The 23,145-nt window shown below is 50.8% G+C and carries 27 protein-coding genes; 12 read left to right on the top strand and 15 right to left on the bottom strand.

Annotation, left to right across the window (positions count from 1 at the left end):
- Nucleotides 1–32: 32 nt before the first annotated feature.
- Together ABSB80_RS11325 and ABSB80_RS11320 are read right to left on the bottom strand one after the other, a co-directional pair.
- Nucleotides 33–1,064, bottom strand: a complete 1,032-nt coding sequence (locus ABSB80_RS11325) for a hypothetical protein (protein WP_428370727.1) — start codon at nt 1,062–1,064, stop codon at nt 33–35.
- 79 nt (nt 1,065–1,143) lie between these two features.
- Entirely contained in the window at nt 1,144–1,431 is a 288-nt protein-coding gene (locus tag ABSB80_RS11320; protein ID WP_428370726.1) for a hypothetical protein, read from the bottom strand.
- Between the two features lie 160 nt (nt 1,432–1,591).
- Here ABSB80_RS11320 and dinD point away from each other — a divergent pair, with 160 nt between their 5' ends.
- On the top strand, nt 1,592–2,473 hold the full coding sequence (gene dinD, locus ABSB80_RS11315) for a DNA damage-inducible protein D (RefSeq protein WP_428370725.1): 882 nt from the start codon (nt 1,592–1,594) through the stop codon (nt 2,471–2,473).
- A 217-nt stretch (nt 2,474–2,690) separates the two neighbouring features.
- Here dinD and ABSB80_RS11310 read toward each other — a convergent pair whose 3' ends face one another.
- Together ABSB80_RS11310 and ABSB80_RS11305 are read right to left on the bottom strand one after the other, a co-directional pair.
- Nucleotides 2,691–3,116, bottom strand: coding sequence for a flavodoxin family protein (locus tag ABSB80_RS11310; protein ID WP_428370724.1), 426 nt, complete (start codon nt 3,114–3,116; stop codon nt 2,691–2,693).
- Between the two features lie 355 nt (nt 3,117–3,471).
- Complete coding sequence (locus ABSB80_RS11305; RefSeq protein WP_428370723.1) at nt 3,472–3,642, bottom strand: hypothetical protein; 171 nt, start codon at nt 3,640–3,642, stop codon at nt 3,472–3,474.
- Nucleotides 3,643–4,397: 755 nt separating this feature from the next.
- Between ABSB80_RS11305 and ABSB80_RS11300 the strand changes: the two genes are divergently transcribed.
- A complete protein-coding gene (locus tag ABSB80_RS11300; protein ID WP_428370722.1) occupies nt 4,398–4,637 on the top strand; it encodes a hypothetical protein in 240 nt (79 codons plus the stop codon).
- A 90-nt stretch (nt 4,638–4,727) separates the two neighbouring features.
- Here ABSB80_RS11300 and ABSB80_RS11295 read toward each other — a convergent pair whose 3' ends face one another.
- Nucleotides 4,728–5,378 carry a flavodoxin family protein gene (locus ABSB80_RS11295; protein WP_428370721.1) on the bottom strand — a complete coding sequence of 217 codons (651 nt, stop codon included), beginning with the start codon at nt 5,376–5,378 and terminating at the stop codon, nt 4,728–4,730.
- A 156-nt stretch (nt 5,379–5,534) separates the two neighbouring features.
- Here ABSB80_RS11295 and ABSB80_RS11290 point away from each other — a divergent pair, with 156 nt between their 5' ends.
- A complete protein-coding gene (locus tag ABSB80_RS11290; protein ID WP_428370720.1) occupies nt 5,535–6,122 on the top strand; it encodes a DUF4352 domain-containing protein in 588 nt (195 codons plus the stop codon).
- A gap of 1,655 nt (nt 6,123–7,777) precedes the next feature.
- Here the strand turns inward: ABSB80_RS11290 and ABSB80_RS11285 are convergent.
- Both ABSB80_RS11285 and ABSB80_RS11280 read right to left on the bottom strand, forming a co-directional pair.
- Nucleotides 7,778–8,347 (bottom strand): flavodoxin family protein, encoded by a 570-nt coding sequence (locus tag ABSB80_RS11285; protein ID WP_428370719.1) that lies wholly within the window; start codon nt 8,345–8,347, stop codon nt 7,778–7,780.
- Between the two features lie 76 nt (nt 8,348–8,423).
- Nucleotides 8,424–8,870, bottom strand: coding sequence for a winged helix-turn-helix transcriptional regulator (locus ABSB80_RS11280; RefSeq protein ID WP_428370718.1), 447 nt, complete (start codon nt 8,868–8,870; stop codon nt 8,424–8,426).
- A 17-nt stretch (nt 8,871–8,887) separates the two neighbouring features.
- Between ABSB80_RS11280 and ABSB80_RS11275 the strand changes: the two genes are divergently transcribed.
- From ABSB80_RS11275 to ABSB80_RS11265, 3 genes are read left to right on the top strand one after another with little or no spacing between them, the layout of a single operon-like run.
- Nucleotides 8,888–9,664, top strand: a complete 777-nt coding sequence (locus tag ABSB80_RS11275) for an MBL fold metallo-hydrolase (protein ID WP_428370717.1) — start codon at nt 8,888–8,890, stop codon at nt 9,662–9,664.
- Nucleotides 9,665–9,724: 60 nt separating this feature from the next.
- Nucleotides 9,725–10,720 (top strand): ATP-binding cassette domain-containing protein, encoded by a 996-nt coding sequence (locus ABSB80_RS11270; RefSeq protein ID WP_428370760.1) that lies wholly within the window; start codon nt 9,725–9,727, stop codon nt 10,718–10,720.
- A gap of 2 nt (nt 10,721–10,722) precedes the next feature.
- The gene (locus tag ABSB80_RS11265) at nt 10,723–11,472 is read left to right on the top strand and encodes an ABC transporter permease (RefSeq protein WP_428370759.1); all 750 of its coding nucleotides are present in this window, start codon (nt 10,723–10,725) and stop codon (nt 11,470–11,472) included.
- Nucleotides 11,473–11,511: 39 nt separating this feature from the next.
- On the opposite strand, the gene ABSB80_RS11260 is transcribed toward ABSB80_RS11265, so the two are convergent.
- A complete protein-coding gene (locus ABSB80_RS11260) occupies nt 11,512–12,327 on the bottom strand; it encodes a methyltransferase domain-containing protein (RefSeq protein ID WP_428370716.1) in 816 nt (271 codons plus the stop codon).
- 149 nt (nt 12,328–12,476) lie between these two features.
- On the opposite strand from ABSB80_RS11260, the gene ABSB80_RS11255 reads away from it, so the two are divergent.
- Nucleotides 12,477–12,650, top strand: coding sequence for a hypothetical protein (locus ABSB80_RS11255; protein WP_428370715.1), 174 nt, complete (start codon nt 12,477–12,479; stop codon nt 12,648–12,650).
- A 513-nt stretch (nt 12,651–13,163) separates the two neighbouring features.
- Here ABSB80_RS11255 and ABSB80_RS11250 read toward each other — a convergent pair.
- The 3 genes from ABSB80_RS11250 to ABSB80_RS11240 all read right to left on the bottom strand — a co-directional run bounded on the left by ABSB80_RS11250 (nt 13,164) and on the right by ABSB80_RS11240 (nt 14,229).
- On the bottom strand, nt 13,164–13,385 hold the full coding sequence (locus ABSB80_RS11250) for a hypothetical protein (protein ID WP_428370714.1): 222 nt from the start codon (nt 13,383–13,385) through the stop codon (nt 13,164–13,166).
- A 198-nt stretch (nt 13,386–13,583) separates the two neighbouring features.
- On the bottom strand, nt 13,584–13,859 hold the full coding sequence (locus ABSB80_RS11245; protein WP_428370713.1) for a hypothetical protein: 276 nt from the start codon (nt 13,857–13,859) through the stop codon (nt 13,584–13,586).
- A 10-nt stretch (nt 13,860–13,869) separates the two neighbouring features.
- Nucleotides 13,870–14,229: a hypothetical protein gene (locus ABSB80_RS11240; RefSeq protein WP_428370762.1), complete on the bottom strand. Its 360-nt coding sequence runs from the start codon at nt 14,227–14,229 to the stop codon at nt 13,870–13,872.
- On the opposite strand from ABSB80_RS11240, the gene ABSB80_RS11235 reads away from it, so the two are divergent.
- On the top strand, nt 14,161–14,622 hold the full coding sequence (locus ABSB80_RS11235) for a DUF1016 N-terminal domain-containing protein (protein WP_428370712.1): 462 nt from the start codon (nt 14,161–14,163) through the stop codon (nt 14,620–14,622). The genes ABSB80_RS11240 and ABSB80_RS11235 overlap by 69 nt on opposite strands.
- Before the next feature lie 530 nt (nt 14,623–15,152).
- Here the strand turns inward: ABSB80_RS11235 and ABSB80_RS11230 are convergent.
- Nucleotides 15,153–16,151, bottom strand: a complete 999-nt coding sequence (locus tag ABSB80_RS11230) for a ligand-gated ion channel (RefSeq protein WP_428370711.1) — start codon at nt 16,149–16,151, stop codon at nt 15,153–15,155.
- Nucleotides 16,152–16,790: 639 nt separating this feature from the next.
- Between ABSB80_RS11230 and ABSB80_RS11225 the strand changes: the two genes are divergently transcribed.
- A complete protein-coding gene (locus tag ABSB80_RS11225; protein ID WP_428370710.1) occupies nt 16,791–18,230 on the top strand; it encodes a carboxylesterase/lipase family protein in 1,440 nt (479 codons plus the stop codon).
- Between the two features lie 201 nt (nt 18,231–18,431).
- Here ABSB80_RS11225 and ABSB80_RS11220 read toward each other — a convergent pair whose 3' ends face one another.
- A complete protein-coding gene (locus tag ABSB80_RS11220) occupies nt 18,432–19,433 on the bottom strand; it encodes a mechanosensitive ion channel family protein (protein WP_428370709.1) in 1,002 nt (333 codons plus the stop codon).
- A 116-nt stretch (nt 19,434–19,549) separates the two neighbouring features.
- Nucleotides 19,550–19,675, bottom strand: a complete 126-nt coding sequence (locus tag ABSB80_RS11215; protein WP_428370708.1) for a hypothetical protein — start codon at nt 19,673–19,675, stop codon at nt 19,550–19,552.
- A gap of 360 nt (nt 19,676–20,035) precedes the next feature.
- On the opposite strand from ABSB80_RS11215, the gene ABSB80_RS11210 reads away from it, so the two are divergent.
- The 3 genes from ABSB80_RS11210 to ABSB80_RS11200 all read left to right on the top strand — a co-directional run bounded on the left by ABSB80_RS11210 (nt 20,036) and on the right by ABSB80_RS11200 (nt 22,324).
- Nucleotides 20,036–20,179: a hypothetical protein gene (locus tag ABSB80_RS11210; protein ID WP_428370707.1), complete on the top strand. Its 144-nt coding sequence runs from the start codon at nt 20,036–20,038 to the stop codon at nt 20,177–20,179.
- A 70-nt stretch (nt 20,180–20,249) separates the two neighbouring features.
- Nucleotides 20,250–21,326 carry a PDDEXK nuclease domain-containing protein gene (locus ABSB80_RS11205; RefSeq protein WP_428370706.1) on the top strand — a complete coding sequence of 359 codons (1,077 nt, stop codon included), beginning with the start codon at nt 20,250–20,252 and terminating at the stop codon, nt 21,324–21,326.
- Nucleotides 21,327–21,841: 515 nt separating this feature from the next.
- A complete protein-coding gene (locus ABSB80_RS11200) occupies nt 21,842–22,324 on the top strand; it encodes a hypothetical protein (protein WP_428370705.1) in 483 nt (160 codons plus the stop codon).
- An 18-nt stretch (nt 22,325–22,342) separates the two neighbouring features.
- Here the strand turns inward: ABSB80_RS11200 and ABSB80_RS11195 are convergent, their stop codons facing one another.
- Nucleotides 22,343–22,600 carry a MarR family transcriptional regulator gene (locus ABSB80_RS11195; RefSeq protein ID WP_428370704.1) on the bottom strand — a complete coding sequence of 86 codons (258 nt, stop codon included), beginning with the start codon at nt 22,598–22,600 and terminating at the stop codon, nt 22,343–22,345.
- Nucleotides 22,601–23,145 lie beyond the last annotated feature (545 nt).

Genomic DNA, 23,145 nt, shown 5'->3' with positions numbered 1-23,145 from the left:
GTCTCCAGACGATTTCTAAAAAAAATGGATCTCTAACGCCGGCGCCACACTGCAATTCCCAAAATCAGGACGATTGCTCCGACCGGGGCAAACTGAAGCGGGGATGCCGGGGTCTGGCGTTGAACCGGAGCGGTCGTGGCTGGTTGTGCCTGAGGCGTTGAAATGCCCGCATCATCAACCAGGAAAGGGATCTCGGTATAGGTGTCATCACCATTATTGTGGTCACTGATCGCAGCAATGAGTGCCTCTGCCGCGTCGTTGCCCTGCAGGCTTCCCGGGCCGTTGATCCTGAAGATATACGTACCGTTGTTAAGTTGAAGGTTGCGGACGTAATCTCCGCTGACAACGATGTCGAACGTGTTGTTCTGCATCGGGTGCTGGACGATGAGATAACATTGTCCTTTGGGAAGTTTTCCTGAAAGGTGCGTATCGCCATTAAAAGTATATGATGAATCAGGATTTACCGGAGTTGTTGTGGTATACACGTAGTTATCGCCAATAATCCATATCTGGACCGCAGAGGGGTTCCCTTCCGCAGATCCGGTGATCGTGAAAGGCTGTCCTTTTGAGACGGATGAAGGTGAGATCCCTGCAGTTATGAAGGGTTTTTTGAGTATTATACTGGTCGTACCATAGGTTGTTACATCGTTGAACTGGTCTTTCGTTTTTGGCTGGCTCACTGCATAAAAAGTATATGCCCCGGCACCCAGCTCAACATTAGACGTATAATAGGTATATTCCCACGTTGTATCCGGTTTTGTTTTCGCCATGGTGAATGAACCGGGATCTCCACTAACCGGATTTTGATGCGGCAAATAAAGTTTCCCGCCACCATCCGGAAGGTTGGGTCCGGTTATGAAGAGGTACGTGGAATCTGAATCAGTATTCATACCGGAAAAAACTACTTCTTCCCCAAGATAATAGGACTGGCCCCCTTTCGCGGCAATAGTAACCCACGTCTCTGCAGATACGGGAGAGATCAGAAATACTGCTGCACCTGCCATGATGAGCAGCAGGAGGATTTTCCAGAAAGCGGATCGGTTGTTGTTGCTTTGTAGTACCATAAGTAAATTTATTGATGTTTACTATATAAAAATTATGAGTTTTGGGAGTCGATACAATTCTGAAAAAAGAGCACCGTGTTCATTCCCACCGCTTCAGCTCAAACGCCTGGACCGGGTCTTCTCCTTCAAGGGAGTTACCGGGGAACCGGAGCCGAACCGGGACTGGGATGTCCGGAACGACCCGGAACGTGATTGGGGTACCATCGCGGAATTTGCCGGTATATTTCCCGGCATTCGGACAGGATCCCGAAAGGGGGTGGGAGCACATCGCTGGTGAGAGCGGCGGAGGGGGCTGTGCCGGGCCGGCCCTGTGAGGGGCACGGGGCTTGGGATTGATGTGGCCGACGACACTCCATGAAAATCGCATGGCGGATCCAGGTGATGCGATGAAGGAGGGGAGAGCCAAACGGAAAATTCCGATGAACCGGAACCTGATGTTTATTTTCACCCCGCATCGTCACACTATATGTGCCAGTAATTCCGGTATATAGTTGTAGAAAGTATATTCTCAAACCGGGAACCATGTCATGAAACCAGCGATTATCCGATGCCTTCACAAAAATTTCGAGGACTACGTTCACGTACAGGATGGCGTTGAATTCTGGTTTGCCCGGGATTTACAAAACCTTCTCGGTTATGATGAATGGAGAAATTTTTTAAAGGTTATTGAAAAAGCCAAAGAATCCTGTGAGACATCCGGTAATACCGTTCCGGACCATTTTGTTGACGCCAACAAAATGGTTTCACTTGGATCGGGTGCCAAACGGAAGATCGAAGATCTCTTTCTGACCCGGTATGCCTGTTATCTCATCGCCCAGAACGGTGATCCCCGTAAAGAAGAGATCGCGTTTGCCCAGAGTTATTTTGCAGTACAGACCCGAAAGCAGGAGATCATCGAAGACCATATCCGGCTTGCTGAACGGCTGAGAGCGAGAAAACATCTGAAGGATTCCGAGAGAGAGTTGTCCCGGAATATTTACGAACGCGGGGTAGATGAATCGGGTTTTGCCCGTATCCGGAGTAAAGGCGACATGGCCCTCTTCGGGGGCTATTCCACTCTCGTGATGAAAGAACGTATGGAAGTTCCGGACAACCGGCCGCTCGCTGATTTTCTCCCAACGGTTACTATCACCGCCAAAAATCTCGCAACGGAGATCACGAACCTCAATGTTACCAAGGAAGACATGCAGGGCGAAGATCCGATTACGGTCGAACATGTCCAGAACAACCAGGATGTCCGCGAGCTGCTCCTGAAGCGGGGAATCCGGCCCGAAACCCTCCCCCCGGACGAAGATCTCATAAAACTTGAGCGCCGGGTAAAATTGCAGGAGAAACAGATCGCAGGACGGGCGGGGAAGATTACTCCGGAATTCATCGAACCGTTGCAGAAACCGGAAGACCCGCAATAAATGGTATCACTTACGTACTCGCAAAGAGAATTCAATCCCGCCCTCTGACACGGGGCGGGTAGTTGCAGTGGCCGGCAACTTGTCATGAGATCAAGAGAGCCGGATGCCTGGAGCGGGAGGGGGTACCTACCCCGCCCATTCTCAGAGGGGCAGGGGGGACCCCTCTCCTCAAAACCGGAGGGGGGGTACCCGTCCGCTTCCGCGGCTCGCGGCCGCTTCAGCCGCTCCCGACCACTTCGCGGGCAAACGCCTTTGCGCCGTCGAAGTCCTCCTGATGGGGTCTCCCGAGCTTGATGACAAAGAGCCTTCCCCGGCCGCCGTTGACCCCGATGATGGTCGCCCCTTTCTTCTCCAGCGCATCGGCCATGATGCCGATCATCCGCTGCCCGTCATTCTCATATCCCGCGGTCCCGAAGAGGGCAACCCGGCGTCCCGCAAAGGTCCCGTTCCGGATGAAACGCATGATTGCGTCACCTGGGGTATGGCCGCTGTAGGTTCCGCTGCCAAGGAAGAGGAGCTGCGCATCCTCCGGCACGGGCGCCGCGATGTCTCCCGGCACGACACCCAGCTCTTCGGCGATGGCACGCGCGATCTTCTTCGTGTTCCCGCCCTGTGAATCCACCAGTACTGCTATGCCGTCCATACAGTATCCTGAAAGTTCCGGAATTTACCGCTTGGGATAGTGCCAGGAATCCGTCTGGCAGGATCGGCAGCCGGTCCGGGTTCTCCGACAGTAGAATGGGGAGGGCTGGGGGTTTAGGATATCATCTCCCCCAGGTCTCAATCCGGGCCATGTAAGGCCCCGGATAGCCCCTTTTTTCCGGAAAATGACAGGGTTTTTCAGAAAAACAGCAGGGTTTCAGGCCAAAACGTGCTGTTTCACACCGGATAATGACAGCAGTATTTGGCAGAATTGGGGAGGCGGAACTCAGGGTCACATGGGTTAAGGCTAAGGTGGGCGGGAGGTTTTCCGGAGGGGCGGCAGTGAACCGCCCGTATCAGTCAATGTCAGCTTCCGCCATCATCGCTATGACCTCCTCCTTATCGATCTCCGGGTGACCCCTGAGGTATTCAGCAATGGCTTTCCTGCGGATGTCCCGCGACGCATTTTGTGCGCTGAGATGAATCAGATCTATGCTGTGCTTCAGTTCCATACCAGTTAATCCCATCCTGTACCCCCGGAATATTTTATGGTTTCCGACGGAGAGCACTAGAGGTCTATAGTCGGCTACATAGTCCCAGCTTATATATCCCTCTAGGTCACCGCCGGCGGGCAGGTGCCCGTGATACTGTATCTTTTGCTTGAATCCGGGCCTTCGATCAAAATAGAATGGATTTCCCCGCTAAAAAGGCTCAAATTTCACTTTATTCAGTAGCCGCGACGATGGGCGGAAGCTTCCAGAGAGCTGTAATTCCCACGAAAGATCTGGCCATTGCCGATCAGTGTCTGCTGTACCTGCATCCCCGGTTGTACCAGCATTAAACAGGAATACTTCGTTATAGCCGGCGACGACGATATGGGTGATCGCCTGAAAATTCTGTTATTGATGATTTCCATCCGGGAGAAAAGGGTTGTTCGTCCGGATCCGGATGCAGTACTCTTTTTCTTTCATCAGTCACCTGTTCTGCAATGAGTGACATACGTATACCCCCGTTCAAATCCTTACCACTGGATCGTATGAACGATTCGATCTGATTTTTACCCCGGACAAATTCTCTATCCGGCTATGATTTCAATAGAGAATATTGGGAGGAAAAAAGTTGTCCGGTTAAAGAAAACCGGGAGTAAACCAAAAAGATACATGTCGATAGAGTTGATCAATCGAACTGTGTTCTGTCATGGATTACAGCCGAACGCCGTTTGAAAATCCTTTTTTATTCATAAAAAAAGAGTTATGGTATCAGAATCAGTGAGTTGAGTGATATGGAGACAGAAACATCTGAGCAAGGTACGAAAGACTGGTGCGGGTTCAAGAGTACTATGAAGCAGCGTGTGTGCTGCCATGGATCGGGAGGGGCATTGTACGGATTAGGCTTCCTCGGTGCCCTGGTGTATTACCTCACCACTGCCACAAGCCTCCTGGCCGGGTTCCTGGGATTCCTTAAAGCGCTCGTCTGGCCCGCTTTCCTGGTATATGGGGTGCTGAAATTCCTTGGCATGTGAAGCGATGAAGGGCATGAAATGCCAGGGTGAAAAATGAAAAAAAATGTAAAATTCTTTCCGGGATCCGGCCACATATTCCGGATTTTTTAATTATGAGTCTTCCCGGACCAGCCGGGCCCCGAGTTCGTACGCCTTCTTACAGTCAAGCGGGAACTGCTCCTCGTGCCGTTTCTTCTTTGCCTCCGGATCGAACCGGGTGGCTACAAACTTCGAATAATCATCGAATTGCAGCGTGTCGGTGACAAAGAAGGACTCGCACGACCCGAAGATCTTCTCCATTACCATCTCGGTTCCTTTCACGTTCCGTTCAATGCCCATCTCCTGTACCATCTCGTCCGTTGCCCCGGCTGTGTAGATGAAGGCAGTCTGGATCTTCTTCTTGAAGAGCGAGGACCGCTCCGCGTCATAGACCAGGTACGGGTAGATGAGCCGTTCCAGGAAGCAGCGGGTGACACCGGTCGTGATCCCGAGATAGATGGGCGAGCCAATCAGGATTGCATCGGCTTTCCCGATCTTTTCAAGGATCGGTGCAAGATCGTCTTTTACTGCGCAATGCCCGTAGCTCTTCCCGCCGGCCCGCTTGCAGGCGAAACAGCTGATGCAGCCCGTGAAGTCAAGGTCGTACAGGTGGTACAGTTTTGTCTTTGCCCCTTCCGATTCCGCGCCTTCCAGCGCATGCTCAAGGAGTTGTGCCGTGTTCCATTTTTTCCGGGGGCTCCCGTTGAATGCAAGAAGTTTCATAGTTATCGGTTGGGGGCTTGCGGTAAAAAAGATTGAGGCAGGAGGAGGATTTTTTTAAAAATTCTAACGAGGTAAAATAGGTATCAACAAACTCATCGGTGTCTGCTCATTTCAGTTAAAAAACTATATATCCTAATTTTAGTGATATATATAGTTATGAAAAAATCAGATATTAGCGTCATTTGTATTGTGTTACTTATTTCCGGTGTTTTGATTTCCGGATGCACATCAGCAAACACGACAAATGCTGTTGCACAGATATCTCCAACCCCGGCAGAATCAATTGCAACCTCCGTTACGCAGGCGCCACCTGCTACATCCCTGGTGACAACACCTGTTCCAACGACGGTCAAGGCCACGCTTGCATCTGCCAGCCAGACACCGGCAGACGAGGTTATTGGGGTCACCGTTAATTCAGCAAAAAAAGTAACAAACTGGATGGGTATTTTTCCGCCGAAAGGTGATGCCGTGCTGGTATTAGATGTCACTCTTAAAAATAATGACACGAAGGATTTTGCGTTCTCAAAAGATACCTTTCAGATTATACGATATGGCTACGGCGGGTCATCGCACGGAGCCTCGTTCTTATCGTCCGACCTTAATTCCGGGACTATCCCGGCGAACTCGGAGTTAACCGGCAAAATTGTCTTTGCGGTTCTTGACAGTGCAAATATGTTTAAGTTTACCGTGGTAAATTCAGCAGGAACGGTTGTTTCTGAAACTGACAATATCAGTCCGTCATAATCTGGATTTTCTCTTATTTTTTACCGTGTCATTTTTTCCTTGCTTTCACAGGTCACGTGCTCTTCTGATCGCCCGAAATTGCACACGGAATGGTGGTGACCTGAGCCTGAAGAAGGGAGACGTCACTCTCATCTCATAGGATCGGTCTGGCCTTTTTACCGTAATTATCAGCAACCGATCCAGATTTTTTTGAAATTATCGGCCCGCGACCCGATCCTTTTTCGATTCTCAGCACCTGATCCGATCTTTTTTTGGGATCCCCAGCACCCGGGCCGGACGTTTTCCCGCACCGGCGCACTGTCCGGAAAGCCTCCGACGGAGATATCCGGCCAGATCACGATCCGGCACCCTGAAAATACGACAGTTTCGCGAAAATGCAGAATAGTTTCCGCAAAGTCCACAACAATTCCGCCGGAAATTTCGCCGGAAAATCTTGTCCGGAGCATGGGACAATATGGGAGAGTTAGGATGGCAAAAGTCACCCGCCACGGGTTTTGGGACGTGGCCGGGTTGTGGCAGATGGGAACCTGGAGGGGGGTAACCCCTCCACATAACCGGAAGGGGGGGGTACCCGAAAAGGAGACGATAACCCCGGCAGGGTTCTCAACCATAAAGTGGTCCAGAGCGTCCCTCTCCCGCCGCGGCTACGTTCCAAATCCTGTGCCCTTGGTTACCTGTCCCTTGTAACATCGCTAAATACGACCTCATCCATTCCCGCCGGACAACATGCAATTATTCCGGCTCGGTTCCGCATTTTTGCGAATTATGACCTCTGAAATTTTGGGATTGAGGGAAAAGAGGTACAACCGGGCCCGCAGAGGGCTCCGGAGTACCAGAATTCCAGTAGGGGTTTTCAGGGAGTGAACGATCCTACTCTCCGACGGCGGATCCCTGCCCGGGTACGATGTGGAGGCTCAGGTCTCCAGGTTTCTAGGATTGGGTAAAAGCCTGACACGATCAAAAAAAATTTGAGCTCGCTGTGGTCGGGCCGGTTACCGGAAAATTTCCGACCCGCAAGCGATCCTCCGGGAAAAATTCTCCAGAAAAAATTTACAAAAATTCCGCAATGAAAAAATTAAAAAACCGTTGTAATTTGATCCTTGCATTCGTCAGGAGATTATCATGCCACGAACTCTGGTTCGATACCATACCCCGAATCCGCTTGCGATAGCAAAAAGAATGACGATGACAATGGTGAGGGCGGGCTGACTATCAGGATGTACCACCATATTGAGGTATATAACCAGTCCCTCCAGAAGGGTAAGGAGGACTACCATCATTGGTAAGTTATACTTCTTTTGCGTCATGCAAACTTCGAATTCCAATATATATGCTAATTTTAAAGACTTTGTTATTTATTCCCGTCCTGATGGTTACGACATTAATTTAGCACATAGAGTATAAGTCAGAGGGAAGATCAAAATCTCCTTTTTACTTAAACACAGTCAACAGTGTGCTATTAAAAAAATTTTCCGGCCGTTCACCCGATTGTCTGACCTGACACAACCGGTTTCCCCTCACGGTCGATCTCGACCAGCGAGTTCGGCGTGACCAGGAAGAACCGCCACGTCCCGTGCTTCGACCGGATCCAGAGCTCGGCCGTGATGGCCGCGACGTTTAAGTCCGCGATTGCAATTTCCTCATTATTCCGGGAATCATCCCGAAACCAGCGATGAGCCGATATCCTTCATGACCGTGTCCAGATCTTTTCTTTCCTGCGCCGGTTCATTTCGCATGCCCGCGACAACGACGACGTCCTTAACATCAAATTCCAGCATCTGAAAGATATGTTTCGTATAATCGAAATATACCTGGAACATGCCGGGATCAGGATTACCCTGGGTAAACACAAGAAGCAGCTTCTGTTTTCTGGCTTTTTCTTTGTAATGCGGTGAGAACCGCGGAGAGATTTGCGCAAACAACCTGTCGGTGAAAATCTTTGCCTGGGCACTCATCTGCCCCATGTACACCGGTGAGCCGAGGATCAGGACATCGGCCTGCTCAATCGCGCCATACAGTTCCTGCATGTCGTCATTGATAATACAACCGCGATCGCCATCACTGTGACAGCAGAGACAACCACTGCACGGTTTGATATCAAGATCGCTGAAAGACCAGGATTGAGTAGAAGCGCCCTGTTCTTTCGCACCCTCGAGTATTTTGTTTACTACCCATGCGGTATTGCCAACTTTTCGCGGACTGGCGATAATTCCCATGATTTTCATTATTCCTCCCTGAGTGTCTGGCTTGAATATATAACCTGCAGTAAGAGAAAAATCCGAGTGATTAACGAGATGCTCCTTAACCGGGATTGCCTTTGCGTTTCAGTTTTTTGTCGACATCTTTAAGTATACCGTCGAGATCTTCGAGCAGCTGACTAAGTTTGGCGGGATCTACTTCCACTGGCTCGGACAACCCCTCACCGACAACATCGGATCCAAGGTAGATTATACTCCATATGCCGAGAATCTTCAAAACCGGAATCAGTTTTTCACCTGACTGCGTAAGCGAATATTCAACCTTCGCGGGGACTACTGCATAGACTGTCCTTGTGATAATACCATCGTGCTCCATCTCACGGAGCTGTTTAACGAGCATCCTCTCGCTGATTGCCGGAAGCCTATGCGAGATCTCGCTATACCGCTGAGTCCCGTTCATTAATGCAATAACGATCAGCAGTTTCCATTTCCCTCCGATCACATTAAGTGCAGCCTCGATCCATCGCCAAAAATCCTTGTTCTTCGCCATTTCAGTCACTATATATTTTGTTAGCACAGGCCAAAATTGTTGGTATCTGCTATAAATTGACATACGGTGGATACTACAAAAAATGGAGTTGGAGGATTATGGAGATAGTACCTGGAATACACCAAGTCGATGGTGTAAATGGTAATTGTTTCATTATTTTTCGGGACGATCTAACACTTATCGATACGGGAATGCCCAAAAACAGCGCAAAAATAGTAAAATATATTCAGGAAATTCTTAAACGTAAACCTTCAGAAATCAAAACGATTGTCCTGACGCACTTTCATATTGATCACGTGGGCGACGCTAGCGATCTCAAAAAACTTAGCGGTGCGAAGGTGGCCATTCATGAAGCGGATGCGGACTACGTTGCCGGTAGAAAAACCCCGCCTGTACCGAGAAGTGTTATGGGAATGATCTTTAAGGTCCTCATCCCCTTGTTTTTCGGATCAAGGCCTGTTGATCCGGATATAAAACTCAACGACGGTGACACCATCGCCGGTCTCACTTCCATTCATACACCAGGACATACACCGGGAAGTATTTGTCTTTTTGATCCGGCATCAAAAATTCTGTTTGCCGGGGACCTATTGAGGTTTAACGGCAGTAAAATCGAAATTGGAGTATCGCCGTTAGACACAAGTGAGGTACAACAATCAATCAATAAAATCGCCGCAATTGATTTTGATATCATGCTGTCGGGACATGGAATACCTCTTAGACCCGATGCATCGGCAAAGGTCCGGGAGTTTGCAAAGAAAAATACCCGGAAAAATGGATTCCCGGAAAAATGAGAAGGAAGACTATGAGAATATTTGAAGAGTGTTTTGGAAATTTACATGGGACCTCGTAACATGTCTGTCGCAATACACATCGATCAGCTGACAAAGCATTTTAGCAGCCTTGTGGCTGTAGATAAAATTTCATTTGATATAGAACACGGGGAGATCTTTGGACTCCTCGGACCAAATGGAGCCGGCAAAACTACGATATTGTCGATGCTCGCCACTATGCTAAAACCTACGTCAGGGTCTGCCACCGTGAATGGAATGGATATTGAACGTGAAGAGGACGGTGTCAGGAAGTCAATAGGAATTGTTTTCCAGAACCAGAGCCTCGACGATGAGCTGACCGCATGGGAAAATATGGATTTCCACGGCCGTCTGTACCAGATCCCCTCCGCACAGAGAAATCAGAGAATTACTGAACTCCTGAGACTTGTAGAGCTCACAGACAGAAAGGATGATTTCGTCAAGACATTTTCCGGAGGGATGAGAAGGCGTCTCGAGATCGCGAGGGGGCTGCTCCACCATCCCGTCGTCCTCTTCCTCGACGAGCCAACTCTCGGTCTCGATCCCCAGACCCGAAACCACCTCTGGCAGTACATCGCGACCCTCGCCCGGGAGAAGGGGATCACGATCATTCTCACCACCCATTACATGGAAGAAGCGGACCACCTCTGCAATCGGATCGCCATTATCGACCATGGGAAGGTAATTGCCCTCGACACTCCAAAGAACCTGAAAGATGGAATCGGGGGGGATGTAGTAACTATCCGGTCCCCGAAGCCGGAAGCGATTGTCGAGGCATTGAAAGAGTCATGGGTTTCTCATATCGAGCAAAAAAACGGGGAGGTAACCATCAGCCTTCAGAATGCCGAACTCCATGTCAGTGCTATTGTAACGTTGTTGTACGAAAAACGGATACCGATCGATTCCCTCGCAATTAACAAACCGACACTTGAGGACGTATTCCTCTCGTTTACCGGCAAGACAATCCGCGAACAGGAGGCGGATGCTACGGGGAATCTGCAGAATATGCAGATGTATGAGAGGATGAGGCATCGATGAACCTGAACGTTATCTATACCATCTGGTTACGGACCATGAAGAGGTACATCCGTTTGAAGAGTAGAATAATCGGGAGTGTTGGCATGCCTCTCTTCTTTCTGCTCTTCCTCGGTTTGGGTCTGGATTCCGTGGTAACCATACCCGGGCTCGGTCAGAACTATACACTGTTCATTATCCCAGGAATAGTTTGCTTCATGGTAGTGTACACATCCTTTCAATCGGGCATCCAGATATTATGGGATAAACAATTCGGTTTCCTTAAAGAGATGCTTGTCGCCCCGGTTTCAAGGTTTGATATCATGTTTGGACAGACACTTGGAGGCGCAACAACGGCATTTCTGCAAGGTATCATCATCATGGTGATATCACTCTTCATCGGGCTTCATAGAGTAAACGTAATTGGTTTTCTCATTGCCTTCGGATTTATGGTATTAATCGGCATCGCATTTACTGCATTTGGGATTGCGATCGCTTCGAGAATGGAAGACCCGACCGGGTACCAGTTTATCATGAGTTTTGTCGTTTTACCGATATTCGGCCTGTCAGGGGCGTTATTTCCGATCAGCAGTCTTCCAGCGTGGATCGCTCCAATTACCCTTTATGATCCTCTGACCTATGGTGTTGAAGGAATCAGGTACGGATTAACAGGAATATCTCAAATCAACCCAATTTTATGCCTGGCAGTACTGGGGTTTTTCGCGATAGTGATGACGATATTGGGGGCATTCTTATTCAGGAGGATGAATTATTAAAAAAAATTGCCAGCCGCTCACCTAATTGTCTGTCCAGACTCAGGCCGGTTTTTTTGCTTCGGCCTCCAGCCGTACCATTCGGATATGAATCATCCCGTCGGAGTCTGCCGGATATTTTTTAAGATATTCATCCATGACTGCTTCGATGTATCCTGATCGCCTGCTCTCTGGCAGCCTCGACATCCGGGGAAGCCATGTAGTGCGGATCCAAGCCGCAAAATCCTGACGGGATGTATAGGTCATATCCTTGGGGATCAGCTCGACCCGTAACGGTTCGAATCCCGATTCGATAAGCCACCGGCGGTACTCTGTCCTGTCGAAAAAACCATAGTGGAAGGCGAACCCGTGGAAGAACTGCACCCATTCCGGTCTCTTCTGTATGATATCGCCAACGCCGAGCGCCTGCTCTGCATTCCCTTTGCCACCCATCTGGATCAGCAGTTTCCCCTCCGGGCGGAGGCCCCGTGCAATCCCTGCAAGCACCGGCTTGTGATCCGTGATCCAGTGCAGTGCTGCATTTGAAAATACCACATCGAACTCTTCGGAAAAAGGGAGGGCCCGGGCATCCAGCTGAATAAACGAGAGGTTCGGGTATTCACTGCGCGGAAAATGATTGCAGGCAAACCGGATCATCTCCGGTGAACTGTCCACACCCGTTACGTTCCCTCCCGGCAGGTTGCGGGAGATCTCTGCGGTCACCTTCCCGTCCCCGCAGCCGATATCCAGCACCCGCTCATTCCCCCGGAGCCCGAGCTTTGCAATCAGTTCCTTCGCCCATTGTTGCTGGGCCCCGGAACTCTTGTGGTAATCGGCCGGGTTCCAGGTAAATGTCTCTGATGGATCTGATGGAGACATCGGTGTACTGCCTCTTTAGAATATTCCGGACCGTTCATATAAATGGGAATAGGGTGCGGTTGTGTGCCGTATTTTGCCGTCCGATCCCGGTCAGGAAATCAACAATTGCCGGACGAACTATTATTGTCCCGCAGTCCCTATCTGCAGCTATGTCTCCGGCACTTGTCCCGCCATCCGGTCCGGTCACGAGGGAAGCGATCATTGCCGGCACCAGGCCCCGTTCCCTGACAAGAAAGATCCGCCTGGCATTATTTGACCTGGGCATCGGCAGAAAGGTACCCGGCTTTCCCTGGGTCATGTGGATGAGGAATAAAAAACAGTGACGGCTGAGATCCGTCATTCTCCTATATCTCCGATCCGGGCGATCCGGCCAGGGCCGCCCCACGTCCCAAACCACATCCACTCCCCCCTTCAGCCACCGTAACGTTGCTAAATATAACCTCATCCATTCCCGCCGGTAACTGCCTGATTATTCCGGCCCGGATTCCGCGTTTTTCCGAATTATGACCTCTACAATCAGGATGTTAAGGTAAAAGTGGTACAACCGGACCCTTTGCGAACCCGGTTGTACCAGAATTCCCGCAGGGGTTTTCAGGGGGTGGATAATCCCTTCCTCCGACGGTAACCTCTTGCCAAGGTATTGATGGAGTTTCAGGTCTCCCAACCTCGGCCGGATGGTACGTATGAAATAAATCTTGAAAATTTTCCGGGAGCCCTCTGCGATCGGAACGGTACCGGAAAAATTCCGGCCCGCATGCAATCCTTCAGGAAAAATTCTCCGGAAAAATTTTACAAAAGATCTGCCATGAAAAAAATCAGAAAATTATCCCGGCCCTTCACCCAATCGTCTGTCCCGACACAACCGGTTTTCCCTCGCGGTCGATCTCGACCAGCGAGTTCGGCGTGACCAGGAAGAACCGCCACGTCCCGTGCTTTGACCGGAGCCAGAGCTCGGCCGTGATGGCCTTATCCCGGGCAATGACCCGGAGCTGGGCGATCTCTTCTTTGAAATCTTCGGCAAACTGCTGGATGCTCGCGAGGATCTCCGGCGCGAACATGACGCGGGTGAACGTGACCGGAATCTTCGAGACGATTGCGATGTCGAAGACCTGCGGTCTTCTCCTCCTCCGGGTTCGTGTGAACCCATCGGATGTCGAAGACCCGCTCCGGCCCGCTCAGTGCGAGCTGCACGATGCCACGCGCCTTTGCGATCGGGATCGCTTCCGCCAGCGCCCGGTGCGGGCGGGGACCGCGGCTCATGCCGGCCTCCCCGTGCAGTTTGTTGGTTCTTTCATGGTTTGTTTCACCTCCCTGTTTTTCTGTTCTTGCGTCATCGGGCCCTTTGACTTGAATTGCATGGGTTTGGATACTTTAAGCGCTTTTATTATAACGCGATCTTTCCGGAAAACTGAGTGAATTGCGAGCGGCCCGAAAGAGTCGGGGCTTGATACCCGCTTCTTTTGAAGGTACATAAAATGTTCCTCCGGCGTTTTCTCCATTTTCATCTTTCTGTCCAATCCTGCATTTGTCATGGGTACCCCTTTACTCGAAGAACGCTGTACCGTTCTTCTCGTCCTCTAGGTTTTGTGAAACCTGTCGGAACTCGGAGAATTCTGATGCATTCGAAGACCTGAGGTCCTCTCCTGCTTCAGGTCTGATGACCTTCAACATTCTTCTCGTCCGCGGGGTTCTGAAGAACTCCTTGGACAAAAGTATGAGACTGCCAAAGGTAATGGTCTTGGCTGAATAAATTTTCCGGAGGGAAATCCGGGAATGATAATCGTGGATTGGGAGAGAACGGAGCGTGGATCTTCGAGATCTGGTTTCGCAAAAATGGGAGGGGGCCGGGGTTTCTCTGCGGCAAACCTGAAGAATTTCCGGCAGTTTTACTTGGTCTTTCATAAAGGGTTCCGCGAAGGGGAAATTCCCGGTGAGGAGATCTGCTACACAGTGTGTAGCGAATTGAGCTGGTCGCATTACCGCTACCTGATGCGGGTGGAGGACCCGGATGCCCGCGGGTATTATATCCGGGAGACCGTCAGCCAGAACTGGACCGTCAGGACACTCGAACGCCAGATCGATTCCCTGTCCTACGAACGGCTTCTCGCGAGCCGGGCGGGGGAAGCTGCCGGCCGGAAAAACCCGAAGCGATCCAGGTCCTCCCCGCAACAGCCGGAAGAATTTATCCGGGACCCCTACGTGCTCGAGTTTCTGGATGTCCCTGCTTCAGCCGGCTTTTTCGAGCGGGAGAAGGAGATTATGCGGCGGCCAGCCCGGGACCGGCCGGGGACGTGAGCGGGTGAATGGACGGGTGTTCCAGGTCAATGCGGGATCGTTGGGGGGTCCCCCCTCATTCGCTGATAGGGGGTGGGGGGGTCCCCTCTCCACAGAACCGGAAGGGGGGAGGGTACCCACCCCTTGCGTTGATGGAGGGGGAGACCGGCCCCTGTCATTCTGGAGAAAGGTCCGGGTTGGCGTATTCGGTACGGGCACAGGCCATGAATCCACCGGCTTTCCCTCGGTGATGTGGGTGACGGAGGGGCGGAATAAGAGGGAGAGGAACGAGATGGAGGATGAAAAAGAGAGATCGGGAACCCCGGCCGACATGCCTGTTTTCTGACTTAAGTCCATGACCGTTCCCCTCCCTGAGCCGGAGCCGGTAATTTCCGGCTTTGAGGGGTTAGCCGGGAGATACCGTGATAGTGTTTCAGCATGTAACCGTCAATTTTCTTTTCGATTCATCCACAGTCAACTGTGTGTTATAAAAAAAAGCATCCGGGTTTTCCGGTACTGTTTCTTTTCAATGGATTATGCAAAAAAGGGTGTTATACCAGGGTAACGAGCATCCAGAACAAAACGACCGGCATGAGTATAGCCGCCACCGCACCGTACCGGTTGATGGGTGTCACCAGATCAGACCTCTTCCATTGGTGCTCGGCGAGATAACAGAAGGTGGTAACCACGACAGTTATGGCAAGGAACAGGTACACGGCTATCATGAATTTGTCGAACAACTTGAGCACCCCGAGACCCGGGACCAGACCGACCTGACTGAAGTGGTACATCACCGCGGAGATGAGCATGCCCGTGGTAAGGGAGTACCGCAGGCCGACCAGATCGGTTTCCCTGACATGGATCAGGAAGGAGAGTCCGGCGATGAAACAGAAGAGAAGGGGGGGAACAACCGTCTGAAGAAGCGAGGCCAGCATATCATTGGTTATCGGGATATTGTACGAGAGACGGGAATAGGTCGGGGCCCCGGGATAGGTGGGGTCTGTGACCGAGAACGTCGGGTCACCTAACTTCCAGCCAGGGATAACAAACCCGGGTTCAATCCCGCTTTCTTCGGTCAGGGGGACGTATTTGAGATGCGCACGGTCGTGGTCCAGGTCTTCGATCTGTATCTTCAGGGTCCCGGATTCGAAGGGGTAATCCATGTTATTCGGGATTATCCTGAAATCCCCCCGGACCCGGTACCATTCATATTTTATCGGCCCGGATTTATTCTCAGAATTTAACTGTATTGAATCTGCACCCTGTGATGGCTCACCGTTTATAAGCTCGAAATGGGCCTCCTCGATGCTGGGATCAGTCCACTGGAAATAGAGATAAAAGTCTGCGGTGTAGGATCCCTTGACCATATCGAGGTTATCGATAGAGATGACGTAGATCCCGACCTGCATTTTGGAGGCAGTGTCGTTCGATGAGTTATCTGCGGGGGGGAGCGGCGGTAAGGAAAATTCTCCCTGAACGCAGGGTACCAGTACCAGAACCATGAGCAGGAACAGGATACCCATTACCATGTTCCGGGAGGTATATCGCATTGCTGAATATTTTCTTTGATAAATAAAGAATTATTGGATCCGGGGTTCTGTTACCGTGGCGTGGGATTGAAAATTTTTTCAAGCGTTGAAAAATTGATTATCCCATAACAAGGTAACAGAGCCTTTGGGAGAGTGAACGGTACCGGAAAGGGCGGGGCTATTTCGGTACCGGAAGGCCCGGGCCCCACCCGTCCCCTCCGAAACCCGAAGGCTGGCCGGGTCTCCGCGTAACGGCCCAGCCTTGAGCCGGTCATCGCATGCCGTTTGACAATTGCCCGGAACATGAACGGGCACCGGGACGTGTGGGTAACGGAGATTTTGGGAGAGTGAACACCGGAAACGACTGAGCACTACCAGAAAGGAAGGGAGGCTAAGAAAATGGCAGATACATAGCGTTAAAAATATTGTAGCGTAATATTCACAAAAGTTCTCTGGTCTGATCCAGATGACAAAGAGAAAGCGGGTCCCTTAACAATCTGCCATTCAGCGGAACCCTGGCACTTTTTGTCTGAAAGCAGAGAGGGATGAAATCGTATGCAATCGTGTAAAGTAACAAGTAGTGTTCTGGTAATCTGCCTAATCCTTATCGGATTTTCTTTCCTGGCAGGATGTACCCAGAAGGGACCTGATGCCGGTCTTGTGAAAACAGATGACATAGTTGTCAAGACGGACGCCGGCTCGGTTTCAGGATTACAGCAGGGCAGTCTCCGGGTTTACACCGGCATCCCGTTCGCAGCTCCCCCGACCGGAGACCTGCGGTGGAGACCGCCCGCGCCAGTACAGCCCTGGAGCGGTGTGAAGGAAACGAAATTATACTCAACGGCTTGTCCTCAGCCGGCTGCTGTAGATCCCACCCTGAATATGAGCGAAGACTGCCTGTATCTCAATGTCTGGACGCCTGCAAAGAGTGCTGACGAGAAATTGCCGGTCATGGTCTTTTTCCATGGCGGGGCATTTGGAACGATAGCCGGAAATATGCCGCTGTATAACGGCACAGCTCTCGCACAGAAAGGAGTTATTGTCGTTACGACCAATTACCGGGTTGGCGCTCTCGGGTTCCTCGCCCATCCCCAGCTCGATAACGAGTCCCCGTATAATGTCTCAGGCAATTACGGGCTCCTCGACCAGATTGCTGCTCTGCAGTGGGTCCAGCGTAATATCGGACAGTTCGGCGGTGACCCGTCCCGGGTGACTGTATTCGGGGAGTCGGCAGGAGCAGCAAGCACCCTCATACATCTTGTCAGCCCGGCAAGCACGGGGCTTTACCGGCAGGCTATTGTCGAGAGCGGTCCGCTGTGGACGAATGGGAGTATCGCGAGCATTGTCGATCCAAAAGTAAAAGCTGAACAGTGGGGGGAAGAGTACGCAAAAAGCCTTGGATACCAGGGCCCGGATGCAATCCGGCAGATGCGAAATGTGAGTTCCGGGGATCTGGTTAATGCAACACCGTGGCCGTCATCGTCGTTCTGGCTCGTGCATACCCTCCGGTTCAAGCCCGTGATTGACGGGTGGCTGATCCCCGACTCCCCGGATACCCTGTACCGTCTCCACCGTGAGAACCCGGTTCCCCTTATCATCGGGACGAACAGCGATGAAGGGGCCACACTTGCTGCGGATGCGAACATGACCGTTCCGGAATACAAAACACTCGTCCAGAACCGGTTCGGGAAGGATGCAGATACGGTTCTCGCAAAGTATCCTGCTAATTCAACCGCAGAGGTCCAGATCCGCCTCGAACAGATCTTGACGGACTACGAATTTAAAGACGCTGCGAAGTTTGTAGCGGGATCGATGGCAGACCTGAATACGAGCACGTACCTGTACCGGTACTCCTATGTCTTGCCCGGTCAGCCTTATGGGGCGTTCCACGGGAGCGAAGCTGTCTTACTGTTTAAGGTCCCGAAACGACCGGATCCGGTGACGGACTCGGTCTCTGACAATCTCGTGGATCTCTGGACCCGGTTCGCAAAGACCGGGAACCCGAACGGTGGGATGAATGTCACCTGGCCGAAGTATACCCGGGACGGGGGCCGGTATCTCGATATCGGGGCTGTCCCCATCGTGAAGAGCGGGTATTAGATCTCCTTTTTTAGCCGGATAAAATGAGCGGGCCGGAAAAATCCCGGGTTGCTCTTCCCGGGCCCGGGCCCCACCCGTCACCTCCGAAACCCGGGGCTGGCCGGGTCTCCGCGTAACGGCCCAGCCTTAAGCCGGTCATCGCATGCCGTTTGACTATTGTCCGGAACAGGAACATTCATGGTGGCACTCTGCAATGAATAATCAGGAGAGGAGGATTCCCTCTTTCCTGAACCGTTCGATAATCTGGCTGTTCATGTAATCCTGAATGTCATTGCTGAACGAAAATCCAGCGGCAAAAACGGTGATCTGGAATGTCATCGATGACTTGTTCATCCCCATAAGATATACTGTCGGGACGCGATCGTGAGCGATTATATCATCCCGGTTCTTCACTGCCTCATTACAGATATCGCCAAGCACATGTTTGATCCGGGGAATATCCTCTGAGTTCGAAACGGTAACCGGAATCTGGATACGGACCTGCGGGTTTGGCAGCGAGTAATTATGGATAACACTTGTTGCTATCTTGGTATTGGGGATGGTCACGACATCGGAATCGAGCGTAATGATCCGGGTGCTGCGGGGTCCGATATGGATCACGTCCCCAAGGATATCGTTGATCAGCACACGGTCCCCCACCTTGAAAGGCTGGTCGGTGATGATGACTGCACCCCCGAAGAAATTGGAAATGAGGTCCTGGGCGGCAAGGGCAATCGCTATGCCGATGATCCCCGCTCCGGCAATGAGCGGCGTGACATTGATATTGTACAGTGTCAGGATCCAGACGATGCCGGCGAACCAGATTACGTACTTCCCGATTTTCTGAAGGATATCCACGATCTGGTCATCAATGTCAGTTTCGGTCGTCTCGGCCCAGGCCTTTCCATAGGTCCGCAGGAAATCGTCCAGAAACGTTGCAGCAATCCACGTTCCGACAACAATGTATCCGGAATGGAGTAAGTTCTCATTCAGAATCCATTCGTACTGGGGGTAGATATCGATCAAATGCTGGATCGCAAAAAAGAATGGAATAAAAAATGCGAGGAGTGTCAGCGGTGCGCCAAGCGAGTGCACCAATAAATCATCCATCAAATTCTCTGTCTTCTCTGACTTTTTTTTGAGGAAGAAGAAAACAAAATGGACAACAACGGCAGCACAAATTCCTGCCGCAAGGTAGAGAATTGTATCCATGATAGCAGCCATGGACGAAGTCTTTGTATTCTGTGATGATGAAGATTTCAGATACAGTAAGTCACAAATACCCACTGACCCTTTTAAAAAAATGGGTACACTAAAAAAATTTTTTGAAGTCTCCGGAATCACCGGGGGGGCGGGTACCGGATCACGACTGTTACGGGCTGGCTGACCGTCTTGCCGGTGTATGCTGTGCCGCCTTTGAGATAGTTATCATACATGCCGTAAAGCCAGGACTCGGCGGTAACCATGTAAACCCCGGCCGGGTAGGTGTTCTGTCCGGTCTTATCGGCTGCACCGGTTGACTAGCCGGATGCTGCGCCAGAAGACGACGGAGCGTTTCCGCCGGTTACTCCCCGGAACCATATCTCTTGTATCTGACCCCCCGTTTTTTTCAAATCGTGTCAACCTCCCTGCGGAGAGTGGGGAGGGGGAAATCACTCTCGTGTGAGGTCCCCCTATCTCCGTATACCCCCTCCGGATAAGATCATCAAAAGCATCATGGAACGAAGGAAAAAAGTTCCCGCTCCGTGAAATCCTGTATCTTTTTTTTAGAATTGTGTGAAATGTTGCGCTGCAGGAACCCGGACCAATTTGTTGGCGCCAACAAAATGGTCCGGACACACGCATCCGGGGGAGCGATCGATGCCGGCGGAGGGGCTGTGGCCGGGCCGGGGGGTTTACGGGTGCCGGTCATCCTTCCGGAAAACCCACCCGTCTTCCCCATCCCGTTTGCCGGTCTGGCGTGGTACTAACACTTTCCCGGTGCATGCCTCCCGTTTTTACGGGGTACTGAACGAGAGGATATCATGAGAGGATGAGTTAATGAAATCCGGAATTGCCGTACCTGATCCGTTATACCAGGCACTCAGGACAGTCATTCATTCAGCACGGACACAGGCATACCGGTCGGTCAACCGTGCCATGGTCGAGGCGTACTGGCATATCGGGCGACTCATTGTTGAAGAAGAGCAGGCCGGCAGGAGCCGGGCCGGTTACGGTGCGTTCCTCCTTGAGGGCCTTGCAAAACGGCTGACTGCTGAGTTCGGCCGGGGTTTCTCTGCAGCAAACCTGAAGAATTTCCGGCAGTTTTACCTGGTTTTTCATAAAGGGTCCTGCGAAGGGGAAATTCCCGGAGAGGAGATCTGCTACACAGTGTGTAGCGAATTGAGCTGGTCGCATTACCGCCACCTGATGCGGGTGGAGGACCCGGATGCCCGCGGGTATTATATCCGGGAGACCGTCAGCCAGAACTGGACCGTCAGGACACTCGAACGCCAGATCGATTCCCTGTCATACGAACGGCTGCTCGCGAGCCGGGCGGGGGAAGCTGCCAGCCGGAAAAACCCGAAGCGATCCAGGTCCTCCCCGCGGCAGCCGGAAGAATTTATCCGGGACCCCTACGTGCTCGAGTTTCTGGATATCCGTGCTTCATCCGGGTTTTTCGAGCGGGACCTTGAGCAGGCACTGATCGACAAGCTCCGGCAGTTCCTCCTCGAACTGGGAAAAGGGTTCTCCTTTGTCGGCCGCCAGTACCGGATCAGCACGGAGACATCCGAGTTCTTCATCGATCTCGTATTTTACCACTATATCCTGAAGTGTTTCGTGCTCATTGACCTGAAGACCGGCAGGCTGACGCACCAGGACATCGGGCAGATGGACATGTACGTGCGGTTGTTCGAAGACCGGATGAAAACGGAAGGAGACGGTCCCACGATCGGGATCATCCTCTGCACGGAGAAGGACGAGACTGTTGTCCGGTATTCGGTGCTGCACGAGAGCCGCCAGCTCTTTGCATCGCGGTATAAACTCTACCTGCCAAGCGAACGGGAACTGGCTGACGAGATCGAGCGGGAGAAGGAGATTATGCGGCGGCCAGCCCGGGACCGGCCGGGGACATGAGCGGGTGAGCCGACGGGGGTTCCAGGTCAATGCGAGATCGTCGGGGGCCCCCTCATGTGCTGATAGGGGTAGGTGTGGTGTAAAATGACATCGTGTCCTTTTAGTTGCAGAAAAAACCTTTATAGTTACAGATGATATAGGGAATCATTTATGGATCCCCCAACGTTGATCAGTTTAATTTCAGGTTCCATTACGGTAGTTTGGGGATTGATCGCCCTTATAAATTACATCAAGAAATATCACGATAAGGAGCCTATAATATTTAAACAGAGAAAAGGGGGATTGATAGGCTGTTGTCGCTATTGCGTGCAAACACCTTGAATATAGAACCCGAATTTAATGAGATAGAAAGTTATTTATATAAGAATTCCTGTTTTCTTTCAAAGTTTTCTCGGTGTTCAATACTCTAGATTTCTCAGTTACACCGATCGAGATCCCAGATGACGTAGTCGAGATCCTGCAGCGTATTTATCGACTATAAACAAAAAGTTGGAAATAGAGAATGGTGATTAAAAATGACAGAATTGAAATTTAAAATATTTGCAACTGATGGGAAGGTTATAAGGGAGATATTTTTTATTACTCATGGCAATAAAGGGGATTTTTATTTTGGTTATATCCATCCTGAAGTGGATGCGAAGTTTTCTCGCCATGTAAGCGGTGAGATGCACTCAACTGTACACGGAATCATGGGTGTTAGGCAAAAATTATCCAATTTTAAGGGTTTTGAGCAATTATCGAATATGACTATTTCAAAAGATATATTAGAAAAGCCAAAACATGGAAAACACTACGAAGGCGGGAAATTTGATGGTAGTGCATTCATTGATGTAAGAAATTATAATGAAAATATCTGTATTAACACATTCTTACTTGAACCGAATCAAGTAGAGGTTTTAGTAAATCCCAATCTAATTGAAGATTTGCTAAAAAATGCTCAAGTAATAATTTTTACTCAAACAAGTCCATGGATTATGATAACTGCTAATAATGGTTAAACCAGAGTCCGGAAAAAACTATTTCCCCATTCCCTCGATAATCGCAATAACCTTCTTCCCGGTCTCGGTTGTCCGGTAATACCGGTCCCTATTTTCATCCGGCGTCAGGCATTCCACGAGTCCCACTTTCTCCATTGCGTGGATGGTACGGTTTACCGCAGCCCGGTCGACACCAATCATCTTCGCAAGTTCCGTTGTGGTGGTTGGACGAAGAAGGCCCTTGATCACTTTCCTTCTCACGCTCCCCCGTGTCACAAAACTCACGAGATTATACATTAATTGAACAAGGAATAGAATACGTATCAGGATGTTTGATAGATGTTTAACAAATTTTATCCCTTTGTCCGCCGATAACTATAGTGGTGCCTGGTGAGAATGAATCGAATACATGTGGATGTGAATAGATCCCGGAGCGGCCACCCCCGGCTTTTAACACTTGTTCCGATCTGGAACTTTGTCGCTCCGCAGGGACTTCACCAGACACCGGTATATGGGATTAGGGAGTAGTTCGAAGGACCCTGACGAGTTCTTCTTTTCCTCTCACAGCCTTGACAGTCCGTGAGAGTACCTCCAAAATAACCCCCATGCGGGCTCCGATTCCCTGTTTTTCCGGAACCAGACGTAATAATTCTGAAAAATACGGTAATAATTCATGCATTTTTTGTCATTTTTACGTCGGAAATCATGAGGTAATAAGTAGCAGCATTTGGACAGCGAAACCGGATGGGGGACGGGTTTTAGCCTGCCACTACATATTTTCTGGAACCGGATGGGTTTCCTGACCGTCCTGGAAGGAGGGGCGAGATTTTACGTCGGTGAGA

Source organism: Methanoregula sp. (genome assembly GCF_050010295.1).
Taxonomy (GTDB): domain Archaea; phylum Halobacteriota; class Methanomicrobia; order Methanomicrobiales; family Methanospirillaceae; genus Methanoregula.
Note: the sequence above shows the minus strand (reverse complement) of the source record. Positions and strands in the feature narration are given on the sequence as shown.